General features: G+C 62.8%; 28 protein-coding genes. 13 read left to right on the top strand and 15 right to left on the bottom strand.

Translation table 11 applies throughout. The annotated features are described in order from the left end of the window. Positions 1 to 12: 12 nt before the first annotated feature. Complete coding sequence (locus J7302_RS18620) at positions 13 to 1,032, bottom strand: Leu/Phe/Val dehydrogenase (RefSeq protein WP_215378005.1); 1,020 nt, start codon at positions 1,030 to 1,032, stop codon at positions 13 to 15. A gap of 174 nt (positions 1,033 to 1,206) precedes the next feature. On the opposite strand from J7302_RS18620, the gene J7302_RS18615 reads away from it, so the two are divergent. Continuing rightward, the gene (locus J7302_RS18615; protein ID WP_215378002.1) at positions 1,207 to 2,010 is read left to right on the top strand and encodes a SirB1 family protein; all 804 of its coding nucleotides are present in this window, start codon (positions 1,207 to 1,209) and stop codon (positions 2,008 to 2,010) included. 218 nt (positions 2,011 to 2,228) lie between these two features. Further along, a complete protein-coding gene (locus tag J7302_RS18610) occupies positions 2,229 to 3,635 on the top strand; it encodes an NAD(P)/FAD-dependent oxidoreductase (protein ID WP_215377999.1) in 1,407 nt (468 codons plus the stop codon). 13 nt (positions 3,636 to 3,648) lie between these two features. Here J7302_RS18610 and J7302_RS18605 read toward each other — a convergent pair whose 3' ends face one another. From J7302_RS18605 to J7302_RS18575, 7 genes are all read right to left on the bottom strand, one after another. Further along, entirely contained in the window at positions 3,649 to 4,425 is a 777-nt protein-coding gene (locus J7302_RS18605; protein WP_215377996.1) for a crotonase/enoyl-CoA hydratase family protein, read from the bottom strand. A 170-nt stretch (positions 4,426 to 4,595) separates the two neighbouring features. Continuing rightward, positions 4,596 to 5,507 (bottom strand): SDR family oxidoreductase, encoded by a 912-nt coding sequence (locus tag J7302_RS18600; RefSeq protein ID WP_215377993.1) that lies wholly within the window; start codon positions 5,505 to 5,507, stop codon positions 4,596 to 4,598. 113 nt (positions 5,508 to 5,620) lie between these two features. Then, positions 5,621 to 5,872 carry a hypothetical protein gene (locus J7302_RS18595; RefSeq protein ID WP_215377990.1) on the bottom strand — a complete coding sequence of 84 codons (252 nt, stop codon included), beginning with the start codon at positions 5,870 to 5,872 and terminating at the stop codon, positions 5,621 to 5,623. A gap of 128 nt (positions 5,873 to 6,000) precedes the next feature. Continuing rightward, a complete protein-coding gene (locus J7302_RS18590) occupies positions 6,001 to 6,876 on the bottom strand; it encodes an alpha/beta fold hydrolase (RefSeq protein ID WP_215377988.1) in 876 nt (291 codons plus the stop codon). Beyond that, on the bottom strand, positions 6,876 to 7,658 hold the full coding sequence (locus J7302_RS18585; protein WP_215377986.1) for a class II aldolase/adducin family protein: 783 nt from the start codon (positions 7,656 to 7,658) through the stop codon (positions 6,876 to 6,878). Before J7302_RS18585 ends, J7302_RS18590 begins: the two co-directional genes overlap by 1 nt. 331 nt (positions 7,659 to 7,989) lie before the next feature. After that, positions 7,990 to 8,448 (bottom strand): cupin domain-containing protein, encoded by a 459-nt coding sequence (locus tag J7302_RS18580; RefSeq protein WP_215377984.1) that lies wholly within the window; start codon positions 8,446 to 8,448, stop codon positions 7,990 to 7,992. Next, a complete protein-coding gene (locus J7302_RS18575) occupies positions 8,448 to 8,897 on the bottom strand; it encodes a flavodoxin (protein WP_215377982.1) in 450 nt (149 codons plus the stop codon). The genes J7302_RS18580 and J7302_RS18575 overlap by 1 nt, the downstream gene beginning before the upstream one ends. 100 nt (positions 8,898 to 8,997) lie before the next feature. On the opposite strand from J7302_RS18575, the gene J7302_RS18570 reads away from it, so the two are divergent. Beyond that, positions 8,998 to 9,444 carry a PAS domain-containing protein gene (locus J7302_RS18570; RefSeq protein WP_215377981.1) on the top strand — a complete coding sequence of 149 codons (447 nt, stop codon included), beginning with the start codon at positions 8,998 to 9,000 and terminating at the stop codon, positions 9,442 to 9,444. A 241-nt stretch (positions 9,445 to 9,685) separates the two neighbouring features. On the opposite strand, the gene J7302_RS18565 is transcribed toward J7302_RS18570, so the two are convergent. Continuing rightward, complete coding sequence (locus J7302_RS18565) at positions 9,686 to 10,633, bottom strand: MerR family transcriptional regulator (RefSeq protein ID WP_215377979.1); 948 nt, start codon at positions 10,631 to 10,633, stop codon at positions 9,686 to 9,688. A gap of 210 nt (positions 10,634 to 10,843) precedes the next feature. On the opposite strand from J7302_RS18565, the gene J7302_RS18560 reads away from it, so the two are divergent. From J7302_RS18560 to J7302_RS18535, 6 genes are all read left to right on the top strand, one after another. Continuing rightward, positions 10,844 to 11,419 carry an antibiotic biosynthesis monooxygenase gene (locus tag J7302_RS18560; RefSeq protein ID WP_215377977.1) on the top strand — a complete coding sequence of 192 codons (576 nt, stop codon included), beginning with the start codon at positions 10,844 to 10,846 and terminating at the stop codon, positions 11,417 to 11,419. Between the two features lie 213 nt (positions 11,420 to 11,632). Then, positions 11,633 to 12,343: a dihydromonapterin reductase gene (gene folM, locus J7302_RS18555; protein WP_215377976.1), complete on the top strand. Its 711-nt coding sequence runs from the start codon at positions 11,633 to 11,635 to the stop codon at positions 12,341 to 12,343. Between the two features lie 22 nt (positions 12,344 to 12,365). Further along, positions 12,366 to 12,926, top strand: coding sequence for a GTP cyclohydrolase I FolE (folE, locus tag J7302_RS18550; protein WP_215377975.1), 561 nt, complete (start codon positions 12,366 to 12,368; stop codon positions 12,924 to 12,926). Positions 12,927 to 12,928: 2 nt separating this feature from the next. Beyond that, positions 12,929 to 13,300, top strand: coding sequence for a dihydroneopterin triphosphate 2'-epimerase (gene folX / locus J7302_RS18545; protein ID WP_215377974.1), 372 nt, complete (start codon positions 12,929 to 12,931; stop codon positions 13,298 to 13,300). A gap of 108 nt (positions 13,301 to 13,408) precedes the next feature. Further along, positions 13,409 to 13,702, top strand: a complete 294-nt coding sequence (locus tag J7302_RS18540; protein WP_215377973.1) for a DUF1244 domain-containing protein — start codon at positions 13,409 to 13,411, stop codon at positions 13,700 to 13,702. Next, positions 13,699 to 14,040 carry a HopJ type III effector protein gene (locus tag J7302_RS18535; RefSeq protein ID WP_215377972.1) on the top strand — a complete coding sequence of 114 codons (342 nt, stop codon included), beginning with the start codon at positions 13,699 to 13,701 and terminating at the stop codon, positions 14,038 to 14,040. Before J7302_RS18540 ends, J7302_RS18535 begins: the two co-directional genes overlap by 4 nt. A gap of 191 nt (positions 14,041 to 14,231) precedes the next feature. Here J7302_RS18535 and trxB read toward each other — a convergent pair whose 3' ends face one another. Beyond that, the gene (trxB, locus tag J7302_RS18530; protein WP_215377971.1) at positions 14,232 to 15,179 is read right to left on the bottom strand and encodes a thioredoxin-disulfide reductase; all 948 of its coding nucleotides are present in this window, start codon (positions 15,177 to 15,179) and stop codon (positions 14,232 to 14,234) included. Between the two features lie 325 nt (positions 15,180 to 15,504). Between trxB and cysZ the strand changes: the two genes are divergently transcribed. Further along, entirely contained in the window at positions 15,505 to 16,251 is a 747-nt protein-coding gene (gene cysZ / locus J7302_RS18525; protein WP_215377969.1) for a sulfate transporter CysZ, read from the top strand. Positions 16,252 to 16,789: 538 nt separating this feature from the next. On the opposite strand, the gene J7302_RS18520 is transcribed toward cysZ, so the two are convergent. Next, a complete protein-coding gene (locus tag J7302_RS18520) occupies positions 16,790 to 16,978 on the bottom strand; it encodes a hypothetical protein (protein WP_215377967.1) in 189 nt (62 codons plus the stop codon). 134 nt (positions 16,979 to 17,112) lie between these two features. Between J7302_RS18520 and J7302_RS18515 the strand changes: the two genes are divergently transcribed. Continuing rightward, the gene (locus J7302_RS18515) at positions 17,113 to 18,300 is read left to right on the top strand and encodes a glycosyltransferase family 4 protein (protein WP_394359100.1); all 1,188 of its coding nucleotides are present in this window, start codon (positions 17,113 to 17,115) and stop codon (positions 18,298 to 18,300) included. Between the two features lie 111 nt (positions 18,301 to 18,411). Here the strand turns inward: J7302_RS18515 and J7302_RS18510 are convergent, their stop codons facing one another. From J7302_RS18510 to J7302_RS18495, 4 genes are all read right to left on the bottom strand, one after another. Continuing rightward, a complete protein-coding gene (locus tag J7302_RS18510) occupies positions 18,412 to 19,521 on the bottom strand; it encodes an NADH:flavin oxidoreductase (RefSeq protein WP_215377965.1) in 1,110 nt (369 codons plus the stop codon). A gap of 56 nt (positions 19,522 to 19,577) precedes the next feature. After that, entirely contained in the window at positions 19,578 to 20,168 is a 591-nt protein-coding gene (locus J7302_RS18505; protein ID WP_251702145.1) for a TetR/AcrR family transcriptional regulator, read from the bottom strand. Positions 20,169 to 20,353: 185 nt separating this feature from the next. Next, positions 20,354 to 20,836, bottom strand: coding sequence for a glutathione peroxidase (locus J7302_RS18500; RefSeq protein WP_215377961.1), 483 nt, complete (start codon positions 20,834 to 20,836; stop codon positions 20,354 to 20,356). Between the two features lie 127 nt (positions 20,837 to 20,963). After that, positions 20,964 to 21,449: an FKBP-type peptidyl-prolyl cis-trans isomerase gene (locus tag J7302_RS18495; protein ID WP_215377960.1), complete on the bottom strand. Its 486-nt coding sequence runs from the start codon at positions 21,447 to 21,449 to the stop codon at positions 20,964 to 20,966. Here J7302_RS18495 and J7302_RS18490 point away from each other — a divergent pair. Both J7302_RS18490 and J7302_RS18485 read left to right on the top strand, forming a co-directional pair. Then, on the top strand, positions 21,418 to 21,756 hold the full coding sequence (locus J7302_RS18490; protein WP_215377958.1) for a DUF3565 domain-containing protein: 339 nt from the start codon (positions 21,418 to 21,420) through the stop codon (positions 21,754 to 21,756). The two genes, J7302_RS18495 and J7302_RS18490, sit on opposite strands and share 32 nt — an antisense overlap. Beyond that, positions 21,756 to 22,922: an acetate/propionate family kinase gene (locus J7302_RS18485; RefSeq protein WP_215377956.1), complete on the top strand. Its 1,167-nt coding sequence runs from the start codon at positions 21,756 to 21,758 to the stop codon at positions 22,920 to 22,922. Before J7302_RS18490 ends, J7302_RS18485 begins: the two co-directional genes overlap by 1 nt. Positions 22,923 to 22,933: the final 11 nt, after the last annotated feature.

Genomic DNA, 22,933 nt, shown 5'->3' with positions numbered 1-22,933 from the left:
TGTTGGGGCGACTCAGCCGTACAACAGGCGCTCGGCCAGGGTATCTGCGACGCGCGCGGGTGAGCGCTTGTCGGCCTGGGCGTGCGCGTAGATCTCGGTGAGACGAAGGCTGATCCGCGCCAGGTGGCTGGTAATCGCGGTCAGGCTTTCGCCCCGGTGACGGAGGGCGACATAGATCAGCCCCCCGGAGTTGATCACGTAGTCCGGCGCGTAGAGGATGCCGCGCGCCTCCATTTCATCTGCGATCTCCGTGCTGGCCAGCTGGTTGTTGGCTGCGCCGGCAACCGCGGCGCAACGCAGCTGGCCGACTGTCTGCGCATTCAAGATACCGCCCAGACCGCACGGTGCGAGGATGTCGCAAGGCGTCGTGAGCAGGGCTCCGCTGGCCACGGGTTGGGCTCCGAGCTGTTCGATGGCCAACTGCACACGGCCGGCATCCAGGTCGCTGACCAGCAGCTCAACTCCTGCAGCATGCAGTTGCTCGGCAAGTGCGTAGCCGACATGGCCGAGCCCCTGCACGGCCACCCGCAGGCCTTCCAGGTCATCGCTGCCGAGGCGGGCCTGAGCAGTGGCGCGAATACCGGCGAACACCCCCATGGCGGTGTGGGGTGACGGATCTCCCTCGGCCGAAGTGCTGGTGACGTGCTGGGTCTGCTGGGCAATGCAATCCATGTCGGCGCTCGAGGTGCCGCTGTCCACCGCCGTGATGTATTGGCCCTTGAGCGACTCGATCATGCGACCGAAGGCTTCGAACAAGGCGGCGCGATTATCCACATGGGCGGAACGGATGATCACGGCCTTGCCGCCGCCTTGGTCGAGGCCGGCCAAGGCAGCTTTGTAACTCATTCCCTGGGCAAGGCGTATGGCATCCCGAATGGCACTCTCATCATCGGGATAGGCGAGGTAGCGACACCCGCCCAGAGCCGGACCAAGGCGTGTGTTGTGAATGGCGATGATGGCCTTTAGCCCGGTGACAGGGTCGTTGGCAAGATGCAGCGCCTCGAGCCGGGCGGTCTCCATCATGGCGAACATGTCGGACTCCCCTTCGGACTTTAGGCCCAGTATAGGACGCCCTTCGCGATCCGCCCCCGGGCATCGCGGCATAAACCACCGCCCGTAGATAACCACGATGCGTCAGTAGCCGACGGCAGCACTGGACGAAGAACCGACCGCCAGCTAAACAAATAAAGTTTCCCGGAGAAGTCCATGAACCCGCGTCAAAGATGCTTGGCCTGCCTTGATCGTGCCCCTCCTGCAACGCTGGAGGCGGCCCTCTGGATCGCTGCCGAACATGACGCCCAGCTGCGCCCTGAACAGGTCATGCAAGAGTTCGCCGGCCTGGTCCAGCAGGTCTCCGCCGGTCTGCCACGATTACCGGCTGCAGAGCTGGCACAGCCCCTGTTGCGCCGCCTCAACGAGCTGGACTTCCACGATGACGACTACATTCCCACGCAACCCAGGGCGGCGCTGCTGCACCAGGTGCTGCAACGACGACGCGGCCAGCCGCTGTCCCTGGCGATCATCGCCCTCGAACTGGCAGCGCGCCTGGACATCCCCTTGAATGGGGTGAACTTCCCCGGCCACTTTCTGTTGCGCGTGCCGGGCGCCGATCACTTGCTCGACCCCTGCGGCGGTCGCCGGCTATACACCCGCGACTGCCGCGAACTGCTGCTGCGCCTTCATGGCCCGCACGCCGAGCTCCAAGCCGAACACTTGAAGGTAGCGAGCCCGAGCGACCAGCTGCAGCGTCTATCTCGCAACCTGCGCCAGCTGCACCAGCAGGCCGACGATCCACTGGCAGCGCTGAAGGATGCCGAGCGCGTGCTGCTGCTCGGGCCACCCACCATGCAGGACCACGTTGCCCGCGCGGATATCTACCAACGGCTTGAATGTCCTCAGGCCGAACGCTATGACCTGGAACGCGCTCTGCTGCTGTGCGACGACCCTGCCGAGCGCCTGAGCCTGACGCAACGACTGCACAAGAAGGGCCACAGCCCCGCGCTCCATTGAGCCCCTGTACGCTGCCTTGCCGGCGCCACCTGAAAGCTGGCACGTCTCGGCTCCCCCCTATCCCTGATGGAACGGGCGTGCAGGTTGGTGCGGGCCGCGCAGGTCTGAGCAACGCAAAGCCCATCATCCCAGGCGCCGAGCGTGCCCGCGCAGACGACAACGCCCCACACAACCGCTAGCCTTGCCAACCAAGACAACTTTGCCGCGGAGACCTGCCGATGCCGAACTGGCGCTCGATCAGCCTGTGGATGGACCAGCTCGATGAAGACCTCACCCCGCGCCCGGCACTGGCCGGCACACTGGAGGTGGACGTGGCGATCATTGGTGCCGGCTACACCGGGCTGTGGACAGCCTATTACCTGAAGCGCCAAGCGCCGGACCTGAAGATCGCCATCGTCGAAGCCCAGTTCGCCGGATTCGGCGCCAGCGGGCGCAATGGCGGCTGGCTGATGGGCAACCTGCTGGGCGAAGACCGTGTCCTGAGCAAGCTCCCGGCCGAACTGCGCCGGGCCTCCTTCGAACTGCTGCATGGCATCCCCGATGAAGTCGCGACCGTGCTGCAACGCGAAGGCATCGACTGCCACTACCGCAAAGCCGGCGTCCTCTATTGCGCGGCCCGCTACCCGGAACAGGAAAAACGCCTGCGTGCGCAACTGGCGGACCTCTACACCGAAGGGCTGTCCGAAGCCGACTACCGCTGGCTGACGCCGTCTGAGTTGAGCAGCCAGTTGCGCGTGTCCAATGCGCTGGGGGCCATCCACACGCCACACTGCGCCACCATCCAGCCGGCGCGCCTGGTCCGTGGCCTGGCGCGGGTTGTGGAACAATTGGGCGTGCAACTCTTCGAGCAAAGCCCGGCCACCGACTGGCGGCCTGGTCTGGTGCGTACCGCTCAGGGTCAGCTCAAGGCCCAATGGGTGGTGCCAGCCGTCGAAGGCTATGCCGCCAGCCTGCCACCGCTGGGCCGCTACCAACTGCCGGTGCAAAGCCTGTTGATCGCCACCGAACCATTGAGCGACGCGCAATGGGCGGACATTGGCCTGGAGCACGGCCAGGCCTTCAGCGAAAGCAGCCGCCAAGTCACCTACGGCCAACGCACCGCCGACAATCGCCTGGCCTTCGGCGCCCGCGGTGGATACCGCTTTGGCGGTCGCCTGCGCGAAAACTTCCACCTCAGCGAGGACGAAATCGGCCTGCGCCGCTACCTGTTCGGCGAGCTCTTCCCGCAGCTGCGCAATGTCCGCATCAGCCACGCCTGGGGCGGCAACCTCGGCATGGCACGGCGCTTCCAGCCGCACATGCTGGCCGACCGCAAGAGCGGCATCGCCCTTTCCGGCGGCTATGGCGGCGAGGGCGTGGGCGCCAGCAACCTCGGCGGCCGCACGCTGGCCGACCTGATCCTGCAGAAGGACACGACGCTGACGCGCCAGCCCTGGGTTCTCGGCAATACGCCCATCAGCCGCCTGAGCCGCTGGGAGCCCGAACCCTGCCGCTGGCTGGGCTACAACGCGATCATCCGCAGCTTCGTGCATGAGGACCGAGTGCTGGCCAACCCCAACAGCGCACCTTGGCGCCGGGCCATGGCCCTCAAGCTGGCCGACCTGATGGAAGGCCTGATGCGCTGAATCCCAGACATGATCATTCGCCGCTGAAATCACCGTGGCGCCCCTGGCCCACGCTGAAGGCACGGGCGCCAGCCAGGGTTTCGCCACTGCCGATCACCCGCATGCCGCCCTTGAACTCGTTGGCGATAGCCGCCTCGAAGGGCAGCTCCCATTGCGCGTAGGCACTGGCGCGGTCAGCCAGCATGCAGCGCTGTGGAAAGGCGGAAATGGCATGGGCCAACTGCTCCGCCGCGGCGCGCGCCTCGCCCTTGGGCACCACGCGGTTGGCGAGGCCCATGGCCAGGGCCTCTTCGGCTTTCACCGGGCGACCGGTGAGGATCAGGTCCAGCGCTCGGCCCTGGCCGACAATGCGCGGCAGGCGCACCGTGCCGCCGTCGATCAACGGCACGCCGAAGCGCCGGCAGAACACGCCGAACACCGCGTCTTCGGCCATCACCCGCATATCCGCCAGCAGCGCCAGCTCCATTCCCCCGGCGACGGCGTGGCCCTCGACGGCAGCGATCAGCGGCTTCTGCAACTGCATGCGGCTTGGCCCCATCGGGCCATCGCCCTCGGTCTCCAGGCGATTGCACCGGGCGCCATCTTCGGCCACTGCGCTAAGGTCGGCCCCCGCGCAGAAGGTGCCGCCCGCGCCCGTGAGCACTGCCACGCGCGCCTCATCATCGGCATCGAAAGCGCGTAGGGCAGCGGCTAACGCCTCGGCAGTAGGCCGATCCACGGCGTTGCGAACTTCGGGCCGGTCGATGATCAGGGTCGTGACCGGGCCATTCCTTTCGACTTTGATGTTCATGGCGACTCCTGCAAAGCTGGCAGGTAAAAGACACTGTAGGGGCGAATGAATTCGCCCCTACAACTCCCCGCCCCAAATGAAAAAGGCCGGCATCACTGCCGGCCTTCACCTTAGCTCCGCCTGCCAGGGCGTTCAGCGCACTGGCCGAAATCCCCGGAGGACTGTCGCGATCAGAGCGCGTATTTCTGCAGGTTGGCCATCATCTCCTTGAGCGCCTCGACGTTATCGGCCGGATGCGCGGCATTGTCGAAGTCGCAGATGCGCTGCCAGGCCGCCGCGACATCCTCGGCATCGAAGCCGGCCTTGGGGTCGAAGCCCACGCCCAGGCTGCGCTCCCAGCGGACCTTGCCAATCCAGCCGCCACCGACTTCGAACAGGCCAGAGGTTTCCTGGCATTGCTCGCTGCCCAGGTACACCACCAGCGGGCTGACCAGTTCGGGCTTGAGCTGCTCGAAAACCTGTGGAGGGATCAAGCCTTCGGTCATGCGGGTGCCGCCGGTGGGGGCAATCGCGTTGACCAGGATGTTGTTCTTGCGACCTTCGAGAGCCAGGTTGCGAGTCAGCCCATACAGGCCCAGCTTGGCCATGCCGTAGTTGGACTGACCGAAATTGCCATAGATGCCCGACGTGGACGAGGTGAAGATCACGCGTCCGTAACTTTGCTCGCGCAGGTGCGGCCAGGCAGCGCGCGTGACCTTGTAGGCACCTTCGACATGGACCTTGTAGACCTGGTCCCAATCGGCGTCTTCCATCTTGTGAAAAGTCTTGTCGCGCAGGATGCCGGCGTTGTTCACCACCACGTCCACTCGACCGAAGCAGTCCAGCGCAGCCTGCACGATCTTGTCGCCGTCGGTCACCGAGTCATGGCTGGCGACCGCAGTGCCGCCGGCCTCACGAATCTCTGCAACCACCCGATCTGCGGCCGAGGCATTGGCGCCTTCGCCGTGGGTGCTGCCGCCGAGGTCGTTGACCACGACTTTCGCCCCGTGACGGGCGAACAGCAGCGCGTGGGCACGGCCGAGGCCACCGCCCGCACCGGTGACTATGACGACTTTGTCTTCGAACCTGATTGCTTCGCTCATCGATCGGCTCCTTGGCAGGCCTGGGAATGCACCGAGTTTCCGGCAGCAGCCACGCCCCCACAAGAATGCGCACGACCATGAATAGTGCTCGATAACGCCTGGGGATGAACGAGCTACTTGAGGGGGATGAACAGGCAACCTCGTGGCCGGAGCTTGAACAGCCACCAGTTGTAGCTGTGGCACAGCAATCCCAGGAAAGTTGCACTGATGAAGCAGACCAATGCGACCAGCCAATACATCAGGCCGTCCTCCCGAAACCAGGCGTAGCCTGCCAGGCTCAGACCGCCCACTGACAGCAAAGCCGACAGCGAAGGGCCAACCAGGCGAATGATCGGATAGAAGAAAACCAGGAGCTTGAACAGCATCTTGCGCGGGCCTCCTCACAGGAAGCCAAGCTCCCTGCGCTGATCGGGTAACGAAAGCTGCGCATGCTATTTCGCGTCACTCGGGCGGCCTAGACGGATAGGTCTGAAATAGCTGCCAGAGCGGTCCGTTAATCCACTCCTGCCCTGAAATCGAAGTAATGCCGCAGCACCTCCCCAGGCGCCTCGGTTTGCGGATAGTGGCCGATGTCCTCGAGCAGCACGCAATCCGCCTCGGGTACCAGTTGGCGATAGCGTGCCACCATGTGTGCGCCAGAAATGGGATCCACAGCACCGTCGATCACCCGCAGGGGCACATCGCCCCGCTGCATGGCCACCACCCAGCGGTCACGCTGCTGACGGCGCTCCGGCATATAGCGGATCAGCCGGTGCATGACACGCGGACCATTCTGTTCGGCGATCAGGCTCCAGAAGTCATCCAGCTCTGCTTCACTCGGCTGGCTATGCGGACCGAATACCTTGGCGAAATTGGCCGCCAGCTTGCGCCGCGAGAATCCTCGTGCCACCAGGAAACCGATCGGGCTCAGCAAGAGCTTCTGTACCAGCACCGGACGGTGGGTTTCCGGGAACAGGCCTCCGTTGAGAAAAACACAGCTGGCCATCTGGAAGCGCCCCTCATGGTGCCGCGCCAGGAGTTCCTGGGCGACACTGTCCCCGTAGTCGTGAGCCAGCACATGAACCGGCCCCTCGATGCCCAGGTGGGCAAGCAGTGCCTGTTGCAGGTCGGCCTGTTCCAGCAAGCGGTAATCGTGCCCGAGCGGCTTGTCGGAGTAGCCAAACCCGAGCATGTCGCAGGCAATCACCTGGTAGCGCTCCGCCAGCGGTTGCCACAAGTAATGCCAGTCCCAGGATGCCGTGGGAAAGCCGTGGATCAACAGCAACGGCGCGCCCTGCCCCGCAACCCAATAGCGAATGCGTTGTCCGCGAAACAGGAGCCCTCGTCCCTGGGCGCGCCAGTCGCCCAGGGCTATGCCCGCCAGCCCCATCAGTCGGCGTACCCTGGGTTCTGCAGGTCCAGCTTGCGCAGCAGCGCCGGCCAGGGCAGCGAGCCGCCCATGCCCTGGGAGCTTCTCATCACGCCAGCGACCATCGCCTTGGCGCCGTCGAGAATCTGCTGCGGGATGTGGATAAGTTCGCTGCCGCCGGCCTGAGCCATGATCTGGATCTCGCAGGCGCGCTGCAGGGTGAACATCATCAGGAAGGTGTCGGCGATGCTCGACGAAGCGGTCAGCAGCCCATGGTTGGGCAGGATCATGAAATTCGCCTGGCCGAGGTCGGCCTGCAGTCGCGCCTTCTCTTCATGGTTCAGCGCCACGCCTTCGTAGTCGTGGTAGGCCAGGCTGGAAAGGACGAACAGCGATTGCTGGGAAATCGGCAACAGGCCCTGTTTCTGTGCCGAAACCGCGATCCCGGCCGGGGTGTGGATATGCAGCACGCATGCTACATCGGGACGCACCTCGTGCACGGCGCTATGGATGGTGTAGCCGGCCGGGTTGATGTCGAAAGGGCTGTCCATCAACTTGTTGCCGGCCAGATCGATCTTCACCAGGCTGGACGCGGTGATCTCGTGGAACATCAGCCCGAAGGGGTTGATCAGGAAGTCCTCTGTACCGGGGACCTTGGCCGAGATATGGGTGAAGATCAGGTCATCCCAGCCATACATCGCAATCAACCGGTAGCAGGCGGCCAGGTCGACGCGGGCCTGCCACTCGGCAGCGGACACCTGGTCCTTCAGATTGAGTTGGGGCAGGACTTGTGGGGCTGGCATGGCGATCACCTCGTTATTGTTTTGCTGACCCAGGAGTCTAGCCACAGCCCCCAACGCCGAAAGTCGCCTTGGCAGCCAGCTTATTGTCCGTGCGAGTCAGATCGAAGCGGCCACCAATGGCGCGCCCATGAATGGGCTTTGTCTGCGTCAGCTGTTGCCAATCATCAACGGCTAGGCTTAGCGCCTGGTAGGAGCGAGCTTGCTCGCGAACCCGACCTTTTCGCGAGCGAACTCGCTCCTACGAGAGATGCATCCCGTTGCAGCACATGACAGGGACAAAGCCAATGAATTGGCCTCCGCCTTGCTGCCCCGACCGGCGATCGGCGATCGCTCAGAGCAGCGCCAGATCCAGCAGCGGCCAGTCGCGCTGAGCCTGCGGGTCGTCAGCGAGCAGGCGGAAGCCGGCGAACTCGAACCCGGGCGCGACGGTGCACCCCACCAAGGTGTAGTCGCCGAGCGCGCGCGCCGCCTGCCAGGCGTGGGCCGCCACGACACGTTGCGGCATGCAGTCTTCCGCCACCGGGCCAAGCAGTTCACGCCGGACGGTCGACGGGGTTTCCGCAATCAGCAACTCCAGCGGCTCACCTTCGTAGAAATGCCAGATCTCGTCGGCATCCACACGGTGCCAGCGGCTGACTGCGCCCTGCGGCAGGAGAAACAGGATGGCCGAAGAGCAGGCACGGCCGTTGGCTGCTTGCGCAGCTGACTGGAACACCCTGCGGTAATAGCCGCCCTCGGGGTGGGGCGCCAGCTGAAGCTCGCGGATCAGGGAAGCTGCACGCGGGTGCATCAGGCCTTCAACGCTGCAACGAAAGTGGCCAGCCAGGGCTCGGCATCGACTTCCGGTGTAACGGTTTCGCTGGCGTCCAGACGCAGCATCTCGACGACCTCACACAGCCCGAGTTCAGCATACAGCTCACGCATCAGTTCACCACCACCGCAAAAGGTCTCGTAGCTGGAGTCACCCAGCGCCAGCACCGCGCCAGGACGTCCACGCCAGTTGGGCAGCCGGTCGCGCAGTTCATGGTAGAGGGGCAACAGGTTGTCTGGCAGCTCACCCATGCCAGTGGTAGCGGTCACGGTCAGCACGGCGTCGGGGTCGAAGGCGACCAGTTCTTCCAGGCTCACCCGTGGCTGATATCGGGCTTCCAGGCCTTGGAGTTCGAGCAGCTTTTCGGCATGACGGGCGACTTCTTCAGCGGTGCCGTAAACCGAGCCGGACAGGATGGCGACTTTCATGGGTACTCCGAAACAAGGCGTAATGACACGCATTATGCCGCAAGTGGAAAGGGCCACATGATGCTTTAGAATTGATCAGTCCGACCTGACGAGCCTGAATATGATCAACGCCAAACTGCTGCAACTGGTCATAGACGCATCCAACGACGGCATAGTGGTCGCCGAGCAGGAAGGCGATGACAACATCCTGATCTACGCCAACGCCGCGTTCGAGCGTCTCACTGGCTATGCCCGTGACGATATCCTCTACCAGGACTGCCGGTTCCTGCAGGGCAAGGATCGCGACCAGATCGGTCTGGCCGCCATTCGCCAGGCCATCCGCAAAAGCCAGCCATGCCGCCAGATTGTTCGTAACTACCGCAAGGACGGCAGCCCATTCTGGAACGAGCTGTCCATCACGCCGGTGTTCAACGAATCGGACCAACTGACTTATTTCATCGGCATTCAGAAGAACGTCACCGAGCAGGTAGAGGCGCGCCAGCGCATCCGCGATCTCGAAGACGAAGTCGCCAGCCTGAAGGCCGAACTGGCTGCACTCAAGGGTTGATCACAGCGTCTGCGCCCCCGAAAACGGCGGGGCGCATATTCCATGGGAATGAAACACCGGTAGCCCAGTTGAGGGAAGGAATGACTACCGGGTGCGCAACCCGATATCCATACAAAAATCACACAATTAAAAATATTGCATAATTTCTGTATGGAAAATCGCCATCCGAAATGCAGATGGACGCCCTCGGCAGGGCGAGGTTCCCCGCCGAACGGTCATTGGAAATGGAAGAAGTCCCCGATCAGGTATCGAGGTGCCCCGCAAGGAATTGCCGGAGGCGACGCTGCATCAGTCGCCCTTCGCTACCCAGGCAGGCCACGGGAGAGCCGGCCAGCTCCTCGCCCATCAAGTCCGACACCTCGCCTGCCAGAGCCAGAGGGCAATCCAAGGCCAAGGCCAAGCGACCGAGCTCACGCTCCAAGTTGTCGGCAGGGGGGTGGTTGGAAAACAGCACCAGCGCCTGCGGCAGGGTCTTCCCGCAGACCAACTCCAGCTCATCCAAAGGCTGCCCAAGCCCGAGCACGCTGACGCCAAGCTCGCTGCTTCCCAGCAGCAAACCCGTCACCAGCAACTCCAATTCACGACACTGTGCTGACAAGGGTGCCAGCAACACCCGCGCCTGCTGACTGTCACGAGCGAGCTGCAGGCGCTGGAGCACCCGCGCGCGCAGAAAGCTGTCGAGCAATACCCACTCGCTGCCGACACCCGGCTCATCCTGGCGTACCAGCAACTCCTGCCAGACCGGCATCAACACGTCCTGGAACACCGCATGGAGCGGGTAGGTGGAAAAGACTTGCCCGTAGACCCGCTCCAGCTCCGCCTCATCGAAGCGTGAAACAGCGTGCCGCACGCGGCCCTGCCATTCGTTCCACTCACCGGAAGCCACTTCGCGATAGACCGGCGCTACCGGTACTCGCGCCGCGCCGCCCTTGGCCAGCAGCTTGCCGACCTTGCTCACCGGCACACCGCGATCTATCCACGCCAGGATGCTGCGCACCGAGTCGACGTCGGTCATCGAGTAAAGCCGATGGCCACTGTCGGTGCGGGTCGGCTGGATCAGCCCGTAGCGGCGTTCCCAGGCCCGCAGGGTGACCGGATTGACGCCGGTCAGGCGCGAGACTTCACGGATGGGGAACAGCTCTTCCTGTTTCAGGGCGCCCGAGGCGAAGGAAGCACCAGATTCGGTCATGACGTGGCAATCGGCAGAAAAGTGTTCTGGCAGTTTAACCCGAGTGTGGCGGATTCCAATTACAGGCTTCATACGGCAGAGCCTCATGCCTTGTATCGGGCGGAAAAAGCGGAATAATCCTTGCCTCTTTTTTCATGTAGCCCAATACCCCGGCGCTGCGTGACGCGAATCGCTCTACCCGAGCACTCGCCTGGCTTTTGGAGATACACGATGTCTACCGACCCCGTCACCTTGATGGTGGCGCGCCGCGTGCCTCGCGAGCGCTACCAGGACTTCATGCACTGGCTGCGCGAAGGCGAGCAGTTGGCCGCCGACTTCCCCGGCTACCTGGGCTCCGGCGTGCTGGCACCACCGCCCGATGACGACGAATTCCAGATGGTTTTCCGCTTTTCCGACGAACAGACCATGGCTACCTGGGAACACTCCGCCTCTCGCCACGCCTGGCTGCAACGCGGCAGCGGCCTGTTCGAGCAACCTCATGAAGTGCGCGCAACGGGCCTGGACGCCTGGTTCGGAGCAGCCGAGCAACGGCCGCCGCGGTGGAAGCAGAGCGTGGCTATCTGGTTGGCGTTCTTTCCCGTATCCCTGGCCTTCAATCTGCTGTTCGGAGACGCACTGAGCGACCTTCCCCTGGCCCTGCGGATCTTCCTCAGCACCCTGGCCCTCACGCCATTGATGACCTATTGGTTCATACCACTTTCCACCCGTCTGCTGGCCCCCTGGTTGCAAGGGCGACGCTCGGTGGTATGCGTGACACCGCCGCTTACCAATCTCGCTGACGAATAATTGTACAATTAAAAACAATGTACAACTTAATCCTTCATCAATCAGCTGAAGCCTCGCACAAAAAAGCCATAGATCGCCTGTTTTCAAGGGATTTGCAGAGATGCGCAGGGTGGCCAACAGTTGTACAAACACACCCTCTGGTATAACGTTGAGTCCGAGAAGCTGGCGAACCGTTGAATTGCCGGCCATGCCCAATCCCTGAACGAGGCGCACATGAGCGCTCCCCTACCCCCCATCCTGATCACCGGCGCCAGCCAGCGCGTCGGTTTGCACTGCGCTGGGCGGCTGCTCGATGAAGGGCAGCCGGTGATCATCAGCTACCGGACTGAGCGCGACGCTGTCGGCCAGCTGCGTGAACGCGGCGCCATTGCCCTGCAGGCAGATCTCTCCAGCGAGCGCGGCATTCTCGATTTCATCGTTGCCCTCAGGAGCAGTACTGGGAGCCTGCGCGCCATCGTGCACAACGCATCTGATTGGCTCACTGAAGTCCCCGGTCAGGAAGCTGACGCGTTCCAGCGCATGTTCAGCGTGCACATGCTCGCGCCCTACCTGATCAACCTGCATTGCGAAGACCTGCTGCGCCGCAGCAGTCCGGCCGACATCGTGCACATCAGCGACGATGTTGCACGCAAGGGCAGCGCCAAACGCCTGGCCTATTGCGCCAGCAAGGCGGGGCTGGACAACCTGACCCTGTCCTTTGCAGCTCGCTTCGCCCCCCATATCAAGGTGAACGGCATTGCACCGGCCCTGGTCATGTTCAACCCGGACGACGACGCCGAGTACCGCAGGAAGACGCTCGCCAAGTCGGCGCTGGGCATCGAACCCGGCCCCGAAGTGGTTTACCAGAGCCTGCGCTATCTGCTGGACAATCCTTACGTCACCGGCACCACCCTAACCCTCAACGGCGGCCGCCATGTCGTCTGATACGAGCCGAAGGACAAACGCCATGAGCGAACAACTGTCGCAACACTACCGGGAAATTCTGGTGGGCCTGGGCGAGAACCCGGAACGTGAAGGCCTGCTGGACACGCCCAAGCGTGCTGCCAAGGCTATGCGCTACCTGTGCCACGGCTACGAGCAATCCCTCGAAGCGATCGTCAATGGCGCCCTCTTCGCCTCCGACAATGACGAGATGGTGACGGTCAAGGATGTCGAGCTCTATTCATTGTGCGAACACCACCTGCTTCCCTTCATCGGCAAGGCCCATGTAGCGTACATTCCCACCGGCAAAGTGCTGGGTCTGTCGAAGGTCGCACGCATCGTCGATATGTTCGCGCGACGCCTGCAGATCCAGGAGAATCTCACCCGACAGATTGCCGAGGCCATCCAGGAAGTGACGGGGGCCGCAGGCGTCGCGGTGGTGATCGAGGCCCAGCACATGTGCATGATGATGCGAGGTGTGGAGAAGCAGAACTCGGTGATGAGCACCTCGGTGATGCTCGGAGCTTTCCGAGAGTCCAGCACTACCCGCCAGGAATTCCTGCAATTGATCGGACGGAGCAAGTAAGAATGCCGCGACTGGAGCCCGGAATGGCGCGTATCCGCGTCAAGGACCTGCGCCTGCGCACCTTCATCGGAATAAAGGAAGAGGAGATCAACAACAAGCAAGATGTGCTGATCAACCTGACCATCCTCTACCCCGCGACTGACGCCGTGCGCGACAACGACATCGACCACGCGCTGAACTACCGCACCATCACCAAGGCGATCATCCGCCATGTCGAGGAAAACCGCTTCGCCCTGTTGGAGCGCCTGACCCAGGAAATCCTCGACCTGATCATGGCCAACTCCAACGTGCGCTACGCTGAGGTCGAGGTGGATAAGCCCCACGCCCTGCGCTTCGCCGAGTCAGTCTCCATTACCTTGGCCAGCCACCGCTAAGGCCTTCCTTCCCGCCCGGCTGCAAGCTGCCGCCGGGCATTGTCGCCGCCTGGGCGGGCTTTTATCATCCCGCACAATTCCTCCCGCAAGCCCCAGGAGAGTCCTGCCATGACCGAGCAAGAACGCCTCGAACTCGAAGCCGCAGCCTTCCGCAGTCTGGTGCAACACCTGCGCAGCCGTCCGGATGTACAGAACATCGACCTGATGAACCTCGCCGGCTTCTGCCGCAACTGCCTGTCCAAGTGGTTCAAGGCCGCCGCCGACGACATTGGCGTCGAAGTGAGCCCCGACGAAGCACGCGAAGAGATCTACGGCATGCCCTATGCCGAGTGGAAGGCCAAATACCAGAAAGAAGCCAGCGCCGAGCAGCAAGCGGCCTTCAACAAAGCGAACAAAGAATGACTGACCTGAACGACTTCCGTGCCCGCCTGCACAGCGAGCAGCACCTCTTTGCCGATACTCTTGCTTTCATTGCGACCCACTACGACTATCAGCAAAGTGCCTTCGCCAATGGCTCGGTAGAGAACGCTGCCGGGCAGAACGAAGGCTCCTGCAAGACCCTAGGCCTCGCGCTGCTAGAGGGCTTCAGCCTGGAAGAAACCCTGCAGGCCTTCGGCGAGCATTACCGCTCCGTCCTGGCCACGCCAGACGGCAACGACCATGGCAATATCCGCGCCCTGATGGCCACCGGCCTAGCCGGTGTGCGCTTCGAGCGCCAGCCGCTGCAACGCAAGGCGTAGGGGGACGCTGAGCGAAGCTCAACCCCCCATGCTCTGACGAGTCTTTGTGTAGGTTGGGTGGAGCGCAGCGATACCCAACAGTCGTGCAGTGACATGATGGGTATTGCTGCGCTCAACCCATCCTACGGACTAACGCTTGACTGGTCAGCCATGAAAAAACCCCGCTTTGCGGGGTTTTTCTCCTTCCGATCTCACTGCGCGTCGAGGTATCGCTCTACATCCAGTGCCGCCATGCAGCCGGCTCCGGCCGAAGTGATGGCCTGGCGATAGATGTGATCGGCCACATCACCCGCAGCGAAGACACCCGGCACGCTGGTCGCGGTGGCATTACCGTCGCGGCTGCCGCTGACCACCAGATAGCCGTCCTTCAATGCCAGCTGGCCTTCGAACAGCGAGGTATTCGGGGTATGACCGATGGCGACGAACAGGCCGTCGACCTTCAAATCCTCGCCGGCGCCGTCCTGACGCTTCAGGCGCACGCCGGTGACGCCCATGTCGTCGCCCAGCACTTCGTCCACTTCAGCATTCAGCTTCAGTACGATCTTGCCTTCGGCAACCCGCGCCATCAGCTTGTCCTGCAGAATCTTCTCGGCGCGGAAGGTCTCCCGACGATGTATCAGGGTGACCTTGCTGGCAATGTTGGCCAGGTACAGCGCTTCTTCCACAGCGGTATTGCCACCGCCTACCACTGCGACCTCCCGGTTGCGGTAAAAGAAGCCATCGCAGGTGGCGCAGGCGGAAACGCCTTTGCCCATGAACGTCTGCTCGGACGGTAGCCCCAGGTAGCGGGCGCTGGCGCCGGTAGCGATGATCAGCGCATCGCAGGTGTAGGTCGCGCTGTCACCGACCAGGGTGAACGGCTTGCCGGCCAGGTCCACCGCGTTGATGTGATCGAACACGATCTCGGTCTCGAAACGCTCGGCATGCTCCTGCATACGCTGCATCAGCGCCGGGCCGGTCAGGCCGTGGGGATCGCCCGGCCAGTTGTCGACCTCGGTGGTGGTGGTCAGCTGGCCGCCAGCCTGCATGCCAGTGATCAGCAGTGGCTTGAGGTTGGCCCGGGCGGCATAGACAGCGGCGGTGTAACCCGCCGGTCCGGAACCGAGGATAATGACCCGCGAATGGCGTGCTTCGGACATGGCTGACTCCTGCCGGTTAGCCGGCGTGCAAATAAAAAGGAGCCACTGCGGCACTTGGGGAAGGCTTTGAAGATACAGTGGCTCCGTCGAACCGGGCCTGGCCCCCAGCTTTCGCCAGCGGACCAGGGAATGGCCGCAAGGTTACGGGCCCTCCCGCTGCAGCGGAAATGTCGATTCTCAATGCCGGCCATAGGAAGGGCCTATGACGTGGTCTCCAAACAGCGGCATACCCGTCAGAGGAAATTGTTCCCAGCCGTTTCGGGCCTTTCCAGCGCAGCGGCAAAGCCGGTAAGGTCGGCGCGATTTCAACCTTGGGGGAACCTCCATGCTGACACCTACTCTCTCCGGCCCGCAGTACCTCGGCGAGGGGCTGAAACTGGTCCTCAGTCCCGGGCTGCGCCTATTCGTGCTGCTGCCACTGACCGTAAACCTGCTGCTGTTCATGGCTCTGATCGGTTTTGCGATGCAGGAATTCAGCGGTTGGGTCGATGCCTTCATGCCAAGCCTTCCGGACTGGCTGAGTTTCCTCCAGTACCTGATCTGGCCACTCTTCGTCCTGCTGGTGCTGGTGCTGATCTTCTTCACCTTCACCATGCTCGCCAACGTCATCGCCGCGCCGCTCAACGGTTTCCTCGCGGAGAAGGTCGAGGTGGTTGTCCGCGGCCAGGACAACTTCCCATCCTTCAGCTGGGGCGAGCTGATGGCGATGATCCCGCGCACCGTTGGCCGAGAACTGCGCAAGCTGGCCTACTTCCTGCCTCGTGCGGCCGCCCTGCTCATCCTTTCCTTCATCCCGGGGCTCAACCTGCTGGCCGCGCCGCTGTGGATCATCTTCGGTATCTGGATGATGGCTGTGCAGTACATCGATTACCCGGCGGACAACCACAAGCTGGGCTGGAACGAGATGCTCGCCTGGCTGCGCGAGAAGCGCTGGCAGAGCCTGGGCTTCGGCGGCGCCACCTACGCTGCGCTGCTGGTGCCGGGACTCAACATCCTGATGATGCCCGCCGCAGTGGCCGGCGCGACGCTGTTCTGGGTCCGCGAGGGCGGTGACAAGGCGCTGGTGAAATAACGGGTTATACCCGCTGGCTGATCCACATGATTGGCACACATTGCCCCTACTTCCGGCACCCCGATCCAGGGATCTGATACCTGCGACGTGGGGTGCCGGATCTGCCGCGAACAGTCATTGAAAAGACCGAAATCCACCGATCCCTGAATACGCGAAATAACCATCAAGCCCGGATTTCTTCTGCACTACTGCAACTAGCGGGGCAAACATCGGGACCGGCTTACGCCCCCCGTAATCGCTTCGCGCATCCACAACTCGGCCGGATTCGGACAAGTCGATATCATCGTAGATCATCGTCAACCCACGATTAATTTCAGACTCTATTTATAACCAAAAAAAAACCAAGCCACTGACTGACATCAACATTATCCAGAAAAATCAACTTCACTTCAGGGTCACCGACAACCACTTCCTAAACACCAAACCCTTGACGCGCCTGATCTACAGCGCTCACCAGAGAACTCAGCCACGCATGAGCAGCGCCCAGCTAGCAGATCAATGCAACAGCAAAATTTTAAAATACGAAACTTCTTACATATCAATAAGCCGAGATCAAATCGGCAAAACGAGAAAAGGTAATAAATATGTAATTGATCCATGACAGACACTCTAAACTCGTTATCCTGAATCCTTTTCTTCGCAATAAACTCTTGGCGGCCCAGCCGGCTTCGGCGCAGCGCTGCACAAGGATCTTCTGGCCCATGGCCTGAGCCCCGTCGATTTCCACCAGGAACTATTCCAGATGCGCTGAGAAGGGGTAGATAGCATCGTTGCGCCTCTGCGCTCATGCGGGGAAGCACCGTCACCTGGCAGTCACCTCAGCGTCACATCGACTACATGAGCGCGCGGGAAACTCCTCGCATGAGCCCGACACTCCTGCGTATAGCGCTGATCAGCGAAACCTTCCTGCCTGAAGTCAACGGCGTGGCCAACACCCTCGGCCGTCTTTACGACGGGTTGCGCGCCCACGGCCACCGCCTGCAAGTGGTCCGCCCGCGCCAGGCCTGCGACCAGGGCCGAAAAAGCAGCGACGAACTGCTGCTGATCCGCGGCTGGCCACTACCCGGCTACCCCGGCCTGCAGTGGGGTCAGTCGTGCCTGCACAAACTGCTGCGGCGCTGGCGTCAACAGCCACCGGATGTGCTCTACATCGCCACCGAAGGCCCATTGGGCTTCTCTGCCCTGCGGGCGGCGCGGCGATTGGGGATTCCGGTGGTCAGCGGCTTCCACACAAACTTCCAGCAGTACACCGGGCATTACGGTGTCGGTCTGCTGACCCGGCTACTGACCGGTTACCTGCGCTGGTTCCACAATGCCACCCGACTGACCCTGGTGCCCAGCGTGAGCCAGTTGCAGGACCTGGCCCGACGCGGGTTCGAGCGTCTGCATTTGCTGTCCCGCGGGGTCGACGGCCAACTGTTCACCCCCGCCCGGCGCTGCTGTGACCTTCGCGCCCAGTGGGGCCTGGATGACGACGACATTGCGGTGCTCCACGTCGGCCGGCTGGCCATCGAGAAGAACCTGGGCCTGCTCTGCAGCGCCTTCAACAGCCTGCGCAAACGCTATCCCGAGCGACGCCTGAGACTGATCCTGGTCGGTGATGGCCCTCAGCGGGCGATGCTCCAGCAGGCCATGCCGGAGGCAATCTTCTGCGGCATCCAGCGCGGTGAGGAACTGGCGCGACACTATGCCAGCGGCGACCTGTTCCTCTTTCCCAGTCTTTCGGAAACCTTCGGCAACGTAGTGCTCGAAGCCCTCGCCTCGGGATTGGCAGTAGTCGCCTTCGACCAGGCCGCCGCCGCCCAGCACATCCGCCACGGACACAACGGCGCCCTAGCCCTTCCGGACGAGCCAGGCAGCTTCCTCGATGCAGCCATCTGGCTGCTGGAAGACCCGGAAATCCTGCGTCGGGTCCGCCTCAACGCCCGCCAGCATGCTGGCCGCCAGGGGTGGGAGGTGATTGTCCAGCAGTTCGAACAATGTCTGATGGAGGCGCGCCACGCCAGCATTGCCGCCCCCGAAGGACAGTCACTACCGCCAGTGAGCTGATCACGGCCTCCCCATGGTCCCTCCCCCTCAGGGAGGGGAGCCGGCGAGAGTCAGGGCATACAAAGGACACCCCCAAGGAAAGAGCCCCGCCTGAGCGGGGCTTCCAACATCTCAGACCAGACTACCCAAGGCTTCGCGGCTGAACGGCAGGATGTCCTGCATGCGCCCTTCACGAACCTTCACCGCCCAGTCCGGGTCGACCAGCAGGGCACGGCCCACGGCCACCAGATCGAACTCGGCCTTGTTCAGGCGCTCCAGCAGGCCTTCGATGTTGGCCGGCTGCGCCACCTTGTCGGTCTTCACCATGAATTGCAGGAACTCGCCATCCAGGCCGACGCTGCCAACGGTGATGGTCGGTTTGTCGGTCAACTGGCGGGTCCAGCCTGCAAGGTTGAGGTCGGAACCGTCGAACTCCGGCTCCCAGAAGCGGCGGGTCGAGCAATGGAATATATCCACTCCGGCCTCGGACAGTGGCTTGAGAAAGGCTTCCAACTCTTCGGCACTCTGCACCAAGCGTGCGGCGTAGTCCTGCTGCTTCCACTGGGAAAAACGGAAGATGATCGGGAAGTCCGAGCCCACAGCCGCACGCACTGCCTGGATCAGCTCGATGGCGAAACGCGAGCGATTGGCCAGACTGCCGCCGTACTCGTCGGCGCGCTGATTGCTGCCTTCCCAGAAGAACTGGTCGATCAGGTAACCGTGTGCACCGTGGATTTCCACACCGTCCATACCGATGGCCTTGGCGTCGCGAGCTGCTTTGGCGAAGGCGGCAATCACGTCCTGAATGTCCTCTTGGGTCATGCCGTGGACGACCACCTGGCCATCCTTCAGCTTCTCGCTGGGGCCATAGCCGGGCACGCTGGCGTCAGGCTCGGTGCCCAGGCGACGTACATTACCCACGTGCCAGAGTTGCGGGACAATGCGGCCGCCTTCGGCATGCACGGCGTCCACCACCGCTTTCCACCCGGCCAGGGCGTCGTCGCCGTAGAAGCGCGGCACATGCGGGTAACCGTTGGCGGCTTTGTGGCCAACCGTGGTGCCCTCGGTGATGATCAGGCCGACACCGGCAGCTGCGCGGCGACGGTAATACTCCACCACTTTGGCATTGGGTACGCCGCCCGGGGAGAAGGAACGGGTCATCGGCGCCATCACCACGCGTGTGGGAAGTTCCAGGCCGCCAAGGCGGAAGGGTTCGAAGAGGGCTTGCACGGGAGCAGTCACGGGGTCTCCTTGGGCCGGCCATATGACCGGTCGTCTCGTTTACAGGCGTGGAAAAATCAGGCCCGGAGCAGCAGCTCCAGGCGGTCTACGAAAGCGTTCATCGGCAAGGTGCCGCTACCCACCTTCAGGCGCGTCAGCACGCCTTGCCAGGCGTTGGCGATGAAGGCGGCGAGGTTCGCGCAGTCTTCTTCAGGTGCTAGTTCGCCGGCAGCCACGGCTTCTTCCAGGCAGCCTTGAAGGATGTCCGCCGAACGTTGCAGGATCAGATCCACCTGCTCGCCAATGGCGGGAGACAGCTCGGCCATCTCGAACCCCAGGCTGCCAATGAAGCAGTGATACTCGGGCTTTTCGCGGCTGGCGAAGTGCGTCAGCAAGTCCTGGTAATAACCGATCACGCGCTGGCGTGGGCTCAAAGCCGGGTTGGTCAAGGCCTGTGCATAACGCTCCAGGCGTGGCAGGTAGAGGTACTCCAACGCCTGTAGGGCGAAATCTTCCTTGCTGGCGAAGTAGTGATAGAAGGACCCCTTGGGGATGCCGGCGGCCTGGACGATCTCCTGTACACCGGTGCCGTGGTAACCACGGCGGGTCATCACCTGGGAGCCCTTGGCGAGGATGAGGTCACGTTTGTCGAGTCGGATACTGGTCATGGCGGCGAGCATATGACCGGTCGTCTCGCCCGCCCAGCACTATTGATCAGAGTGATTGGGTGGCAACAGGGAAGATGTTGTGAGGTGGGCGCTGTAGGAGCCAGCGTGCCGGCGAATTACCAGCATCGTGCCCTTCGCGAGCAAGCTCGCTCCTACAAGTGAAAGTTCATGGGTGCGATGGTAGATCAGGCCAGGGCCTTTTCCACAGCCTGGATCAACAGGGGATCGTCCGGCGCCGTGCGCGGCGAGAATCGCGCCAGCACGCGGCCATCCTTGCCCACCAGGAACTTCTCGAAGTTCCAGGTGATGTCGCCAGGGAACTCCGCGCCCTCGCCGGCCAGCAGTCGGTACAAGGGGTGCCGCGCCGCGCCGTTGACCTCGAGCTTGCTGCCCAAGGGAAAGGTCACCCCGTAGTTGAGGCTGCAGAACTCGCGGATCTCGTCTTCAGTGCCCGGCTCCTGGCCTGCGAATTGGTTGCACGGCAAACCGAGCACCGTGAAGCCTTTGTCATGGAACTGCTGGTGAAGCTTTTCCAGACCGGCATATTGAGGGGTCAGGCCGCACTTGGAGGCTACATTCACCACCAGGACCACCTGCCCCTTGAACGGAGCCAGAGGCAGGTCCTGACCGTCCAGGCCACGCAGTTTGAGGTCGTGAAAGGCGCTCATGACAGACTCCTTGAAAGTCGCAGGGATTTCACAACGGACGAAAAAGGCGCCCCGGGGCGCCTTTTCGGTTTGATCAGCTTAGCAGCCGAATCACGTCTTGCTGAGGCCAGCAATCGCTGACGATCGGTCAGTGGTGATGACCGCCTTCGCCATGGATGTGGCCGTGAGCGATCTCTTCGGAGTTGGCATCACGCACGTTGACTACCTTGACCTTGAAATTCAGGCGCTGGCCAGCCAGCGGGTGGTTGCCGTCGACGGTCACGTCGTCGCCGTCGATATCGCGGATGGTGACGATCTGCATGCTGCCGTCCGGGCCCGAAGCGTGGAACTGCATGCCGACTTCCAGTTGGTCGACGCCTTCGAACATGGCGCGATCTAGGGTAGCAACCAACTCGGCGCTGTATTCGCCGTAGGCATCTTCCGGCTCGACGGCAACGCTCAGCTCGTCACCGGCCTGCTTGCCTTCCAGTGCCTTCTCCAGACCGAGGATGATGTTGCCCGCGCCATGCAGGTACACCAGCGGAGCGCCGCCGGCAGAGCTGTCGATCACCTCACCGGCGTCGTTGGTCAGGGTATAGTCGATGGACACAGCCTTGTTGGCGGCGATCAGCATGGTGCGAGACCTTTTGCGAATGAATGATGAACGTGCAAGTTTAACCGCGCAGTCAGCCGATTGCGACCCGAGCACTGACGGACGGATCGCTGCCGCGCCGCGTCTGATAGGGCTCCGCCAGGATGACGACGGCCATTGGGTAGCCGTTCTCTCTTGCGGCCATACTCAACACCTGCGGCACCAGCCGCCGTGGCAGTCGCGCACCTGGGTTCTAGACCCCGAGCAGCGCCAGGCCCAGCTCGGCCGCCTGTTCCCGTGCGGCTGGTGTGCCCAGGGCATCGCGCCCGTACCGAAGAAGGAAGATTGATGCCTGCACGCAATATCCTGGTCATCCACGCCCGCGCTTCGTCCTTGCGCTTTGCTTTGGTCAACGAGGCCCACAGCCAGTTCCCCCTACACGGCATGGCCGATGGCTTGGGCAGCCGCAACGCCGAGCTCCGCTGGCAGCGCGGCGGCGAGAAAGACAGCCTGATGATCCCCAATGCCGACCACCGTGCAGCGCTGTCCCAGCTCCTGCCCCTGGTGCAAAACGCTGCTGGCGGCAAGCTGCATGGCATTGGCCATCACGTCCTGCATGGCGGCGAACAGTTCACCTCAGCATGCCGGCTGGATGCCAAGGTCCTCGCCCGGCTGCGCGCCCTCGCCCCGCTCGCACCGGATCAGATGCCGGCCAGCCTGCACGGCATCGAGGCCGCCCTGCACCTGGTCCCCAACCTGCCGCAGGTGGCAGTGTTCGACACCGCCTTCCACCAGACCCTGCCCGAACATGCCTACCGCCTGGCCCTGCCGGACGAACTCTATCGCCAGCACAGCTTCCGCCGTTTCAGCTTTCACGGCAGCAGCCATCGCTTCGTCAGCCATCGCGCCGCCGAGCTGGCGGGGCTGGCCATTGGCGACAGCTGCTGGCTATCGGCACACCTCGGTTTGCACAGCTCCGTATGCGCCATCGTCAACGGACAGAGCCGCGACTCCAGCATGAACCTGGTGATGGGTACCCGCAGCGGGGACATCGACCCGCACCTTTACACCCAGCTGCATCGCAGCCTGGGCTGGAGCCTGGAGAAGATCGACCAGGTGCTGAAACAGGAAAGCGGCCTGCTGGGCCTTTCCGGTCTGGCCAGCGATATGCGCAGCCTGGAGCGCGCCCGCGACCAGGGACACGCCGGAGCGACCCTGGCCATCGAGGTATTCTGCTACCGCCTGGCCAAGGCCCTTTCCGCCGTCGGATGTGCCCTGCCGCAACTGGACGGGCTGATCTTCACCGGCGAGATAGGCGAGAATTCACCCTTGGTACGCAGCAAAACGGTGGATCACCTGAAGCTGCTCAACCTGGCCATCGACCGGGAGGCCAACGCGCGCTGCGTGCGCGGCGTCGCTGGCCCCATCCACAAGCGCGGTCATCCCCGCGTGCTGGTGGTGCCTACAAACGAAGAACGGCAGATCGCCCTGGACACACTGGGCCTGCTCAACTGACACCCGGCTCC

The organism is Metapseudomonas boanensis (genome assembly GCF_018704125.1).
Taxonomy (GTDB): Bacteria; Pseudomonadota; Gammaproteobacteria; order Pseudomonadales; family Pseudomonadaceae; genus Metapseudomonas; species Metapseudomonas boanensis.
Note: the sequence above shows the minus strand (reverse complement) of the source record. Positions and strands in the feature narration are given on the sequence as shown.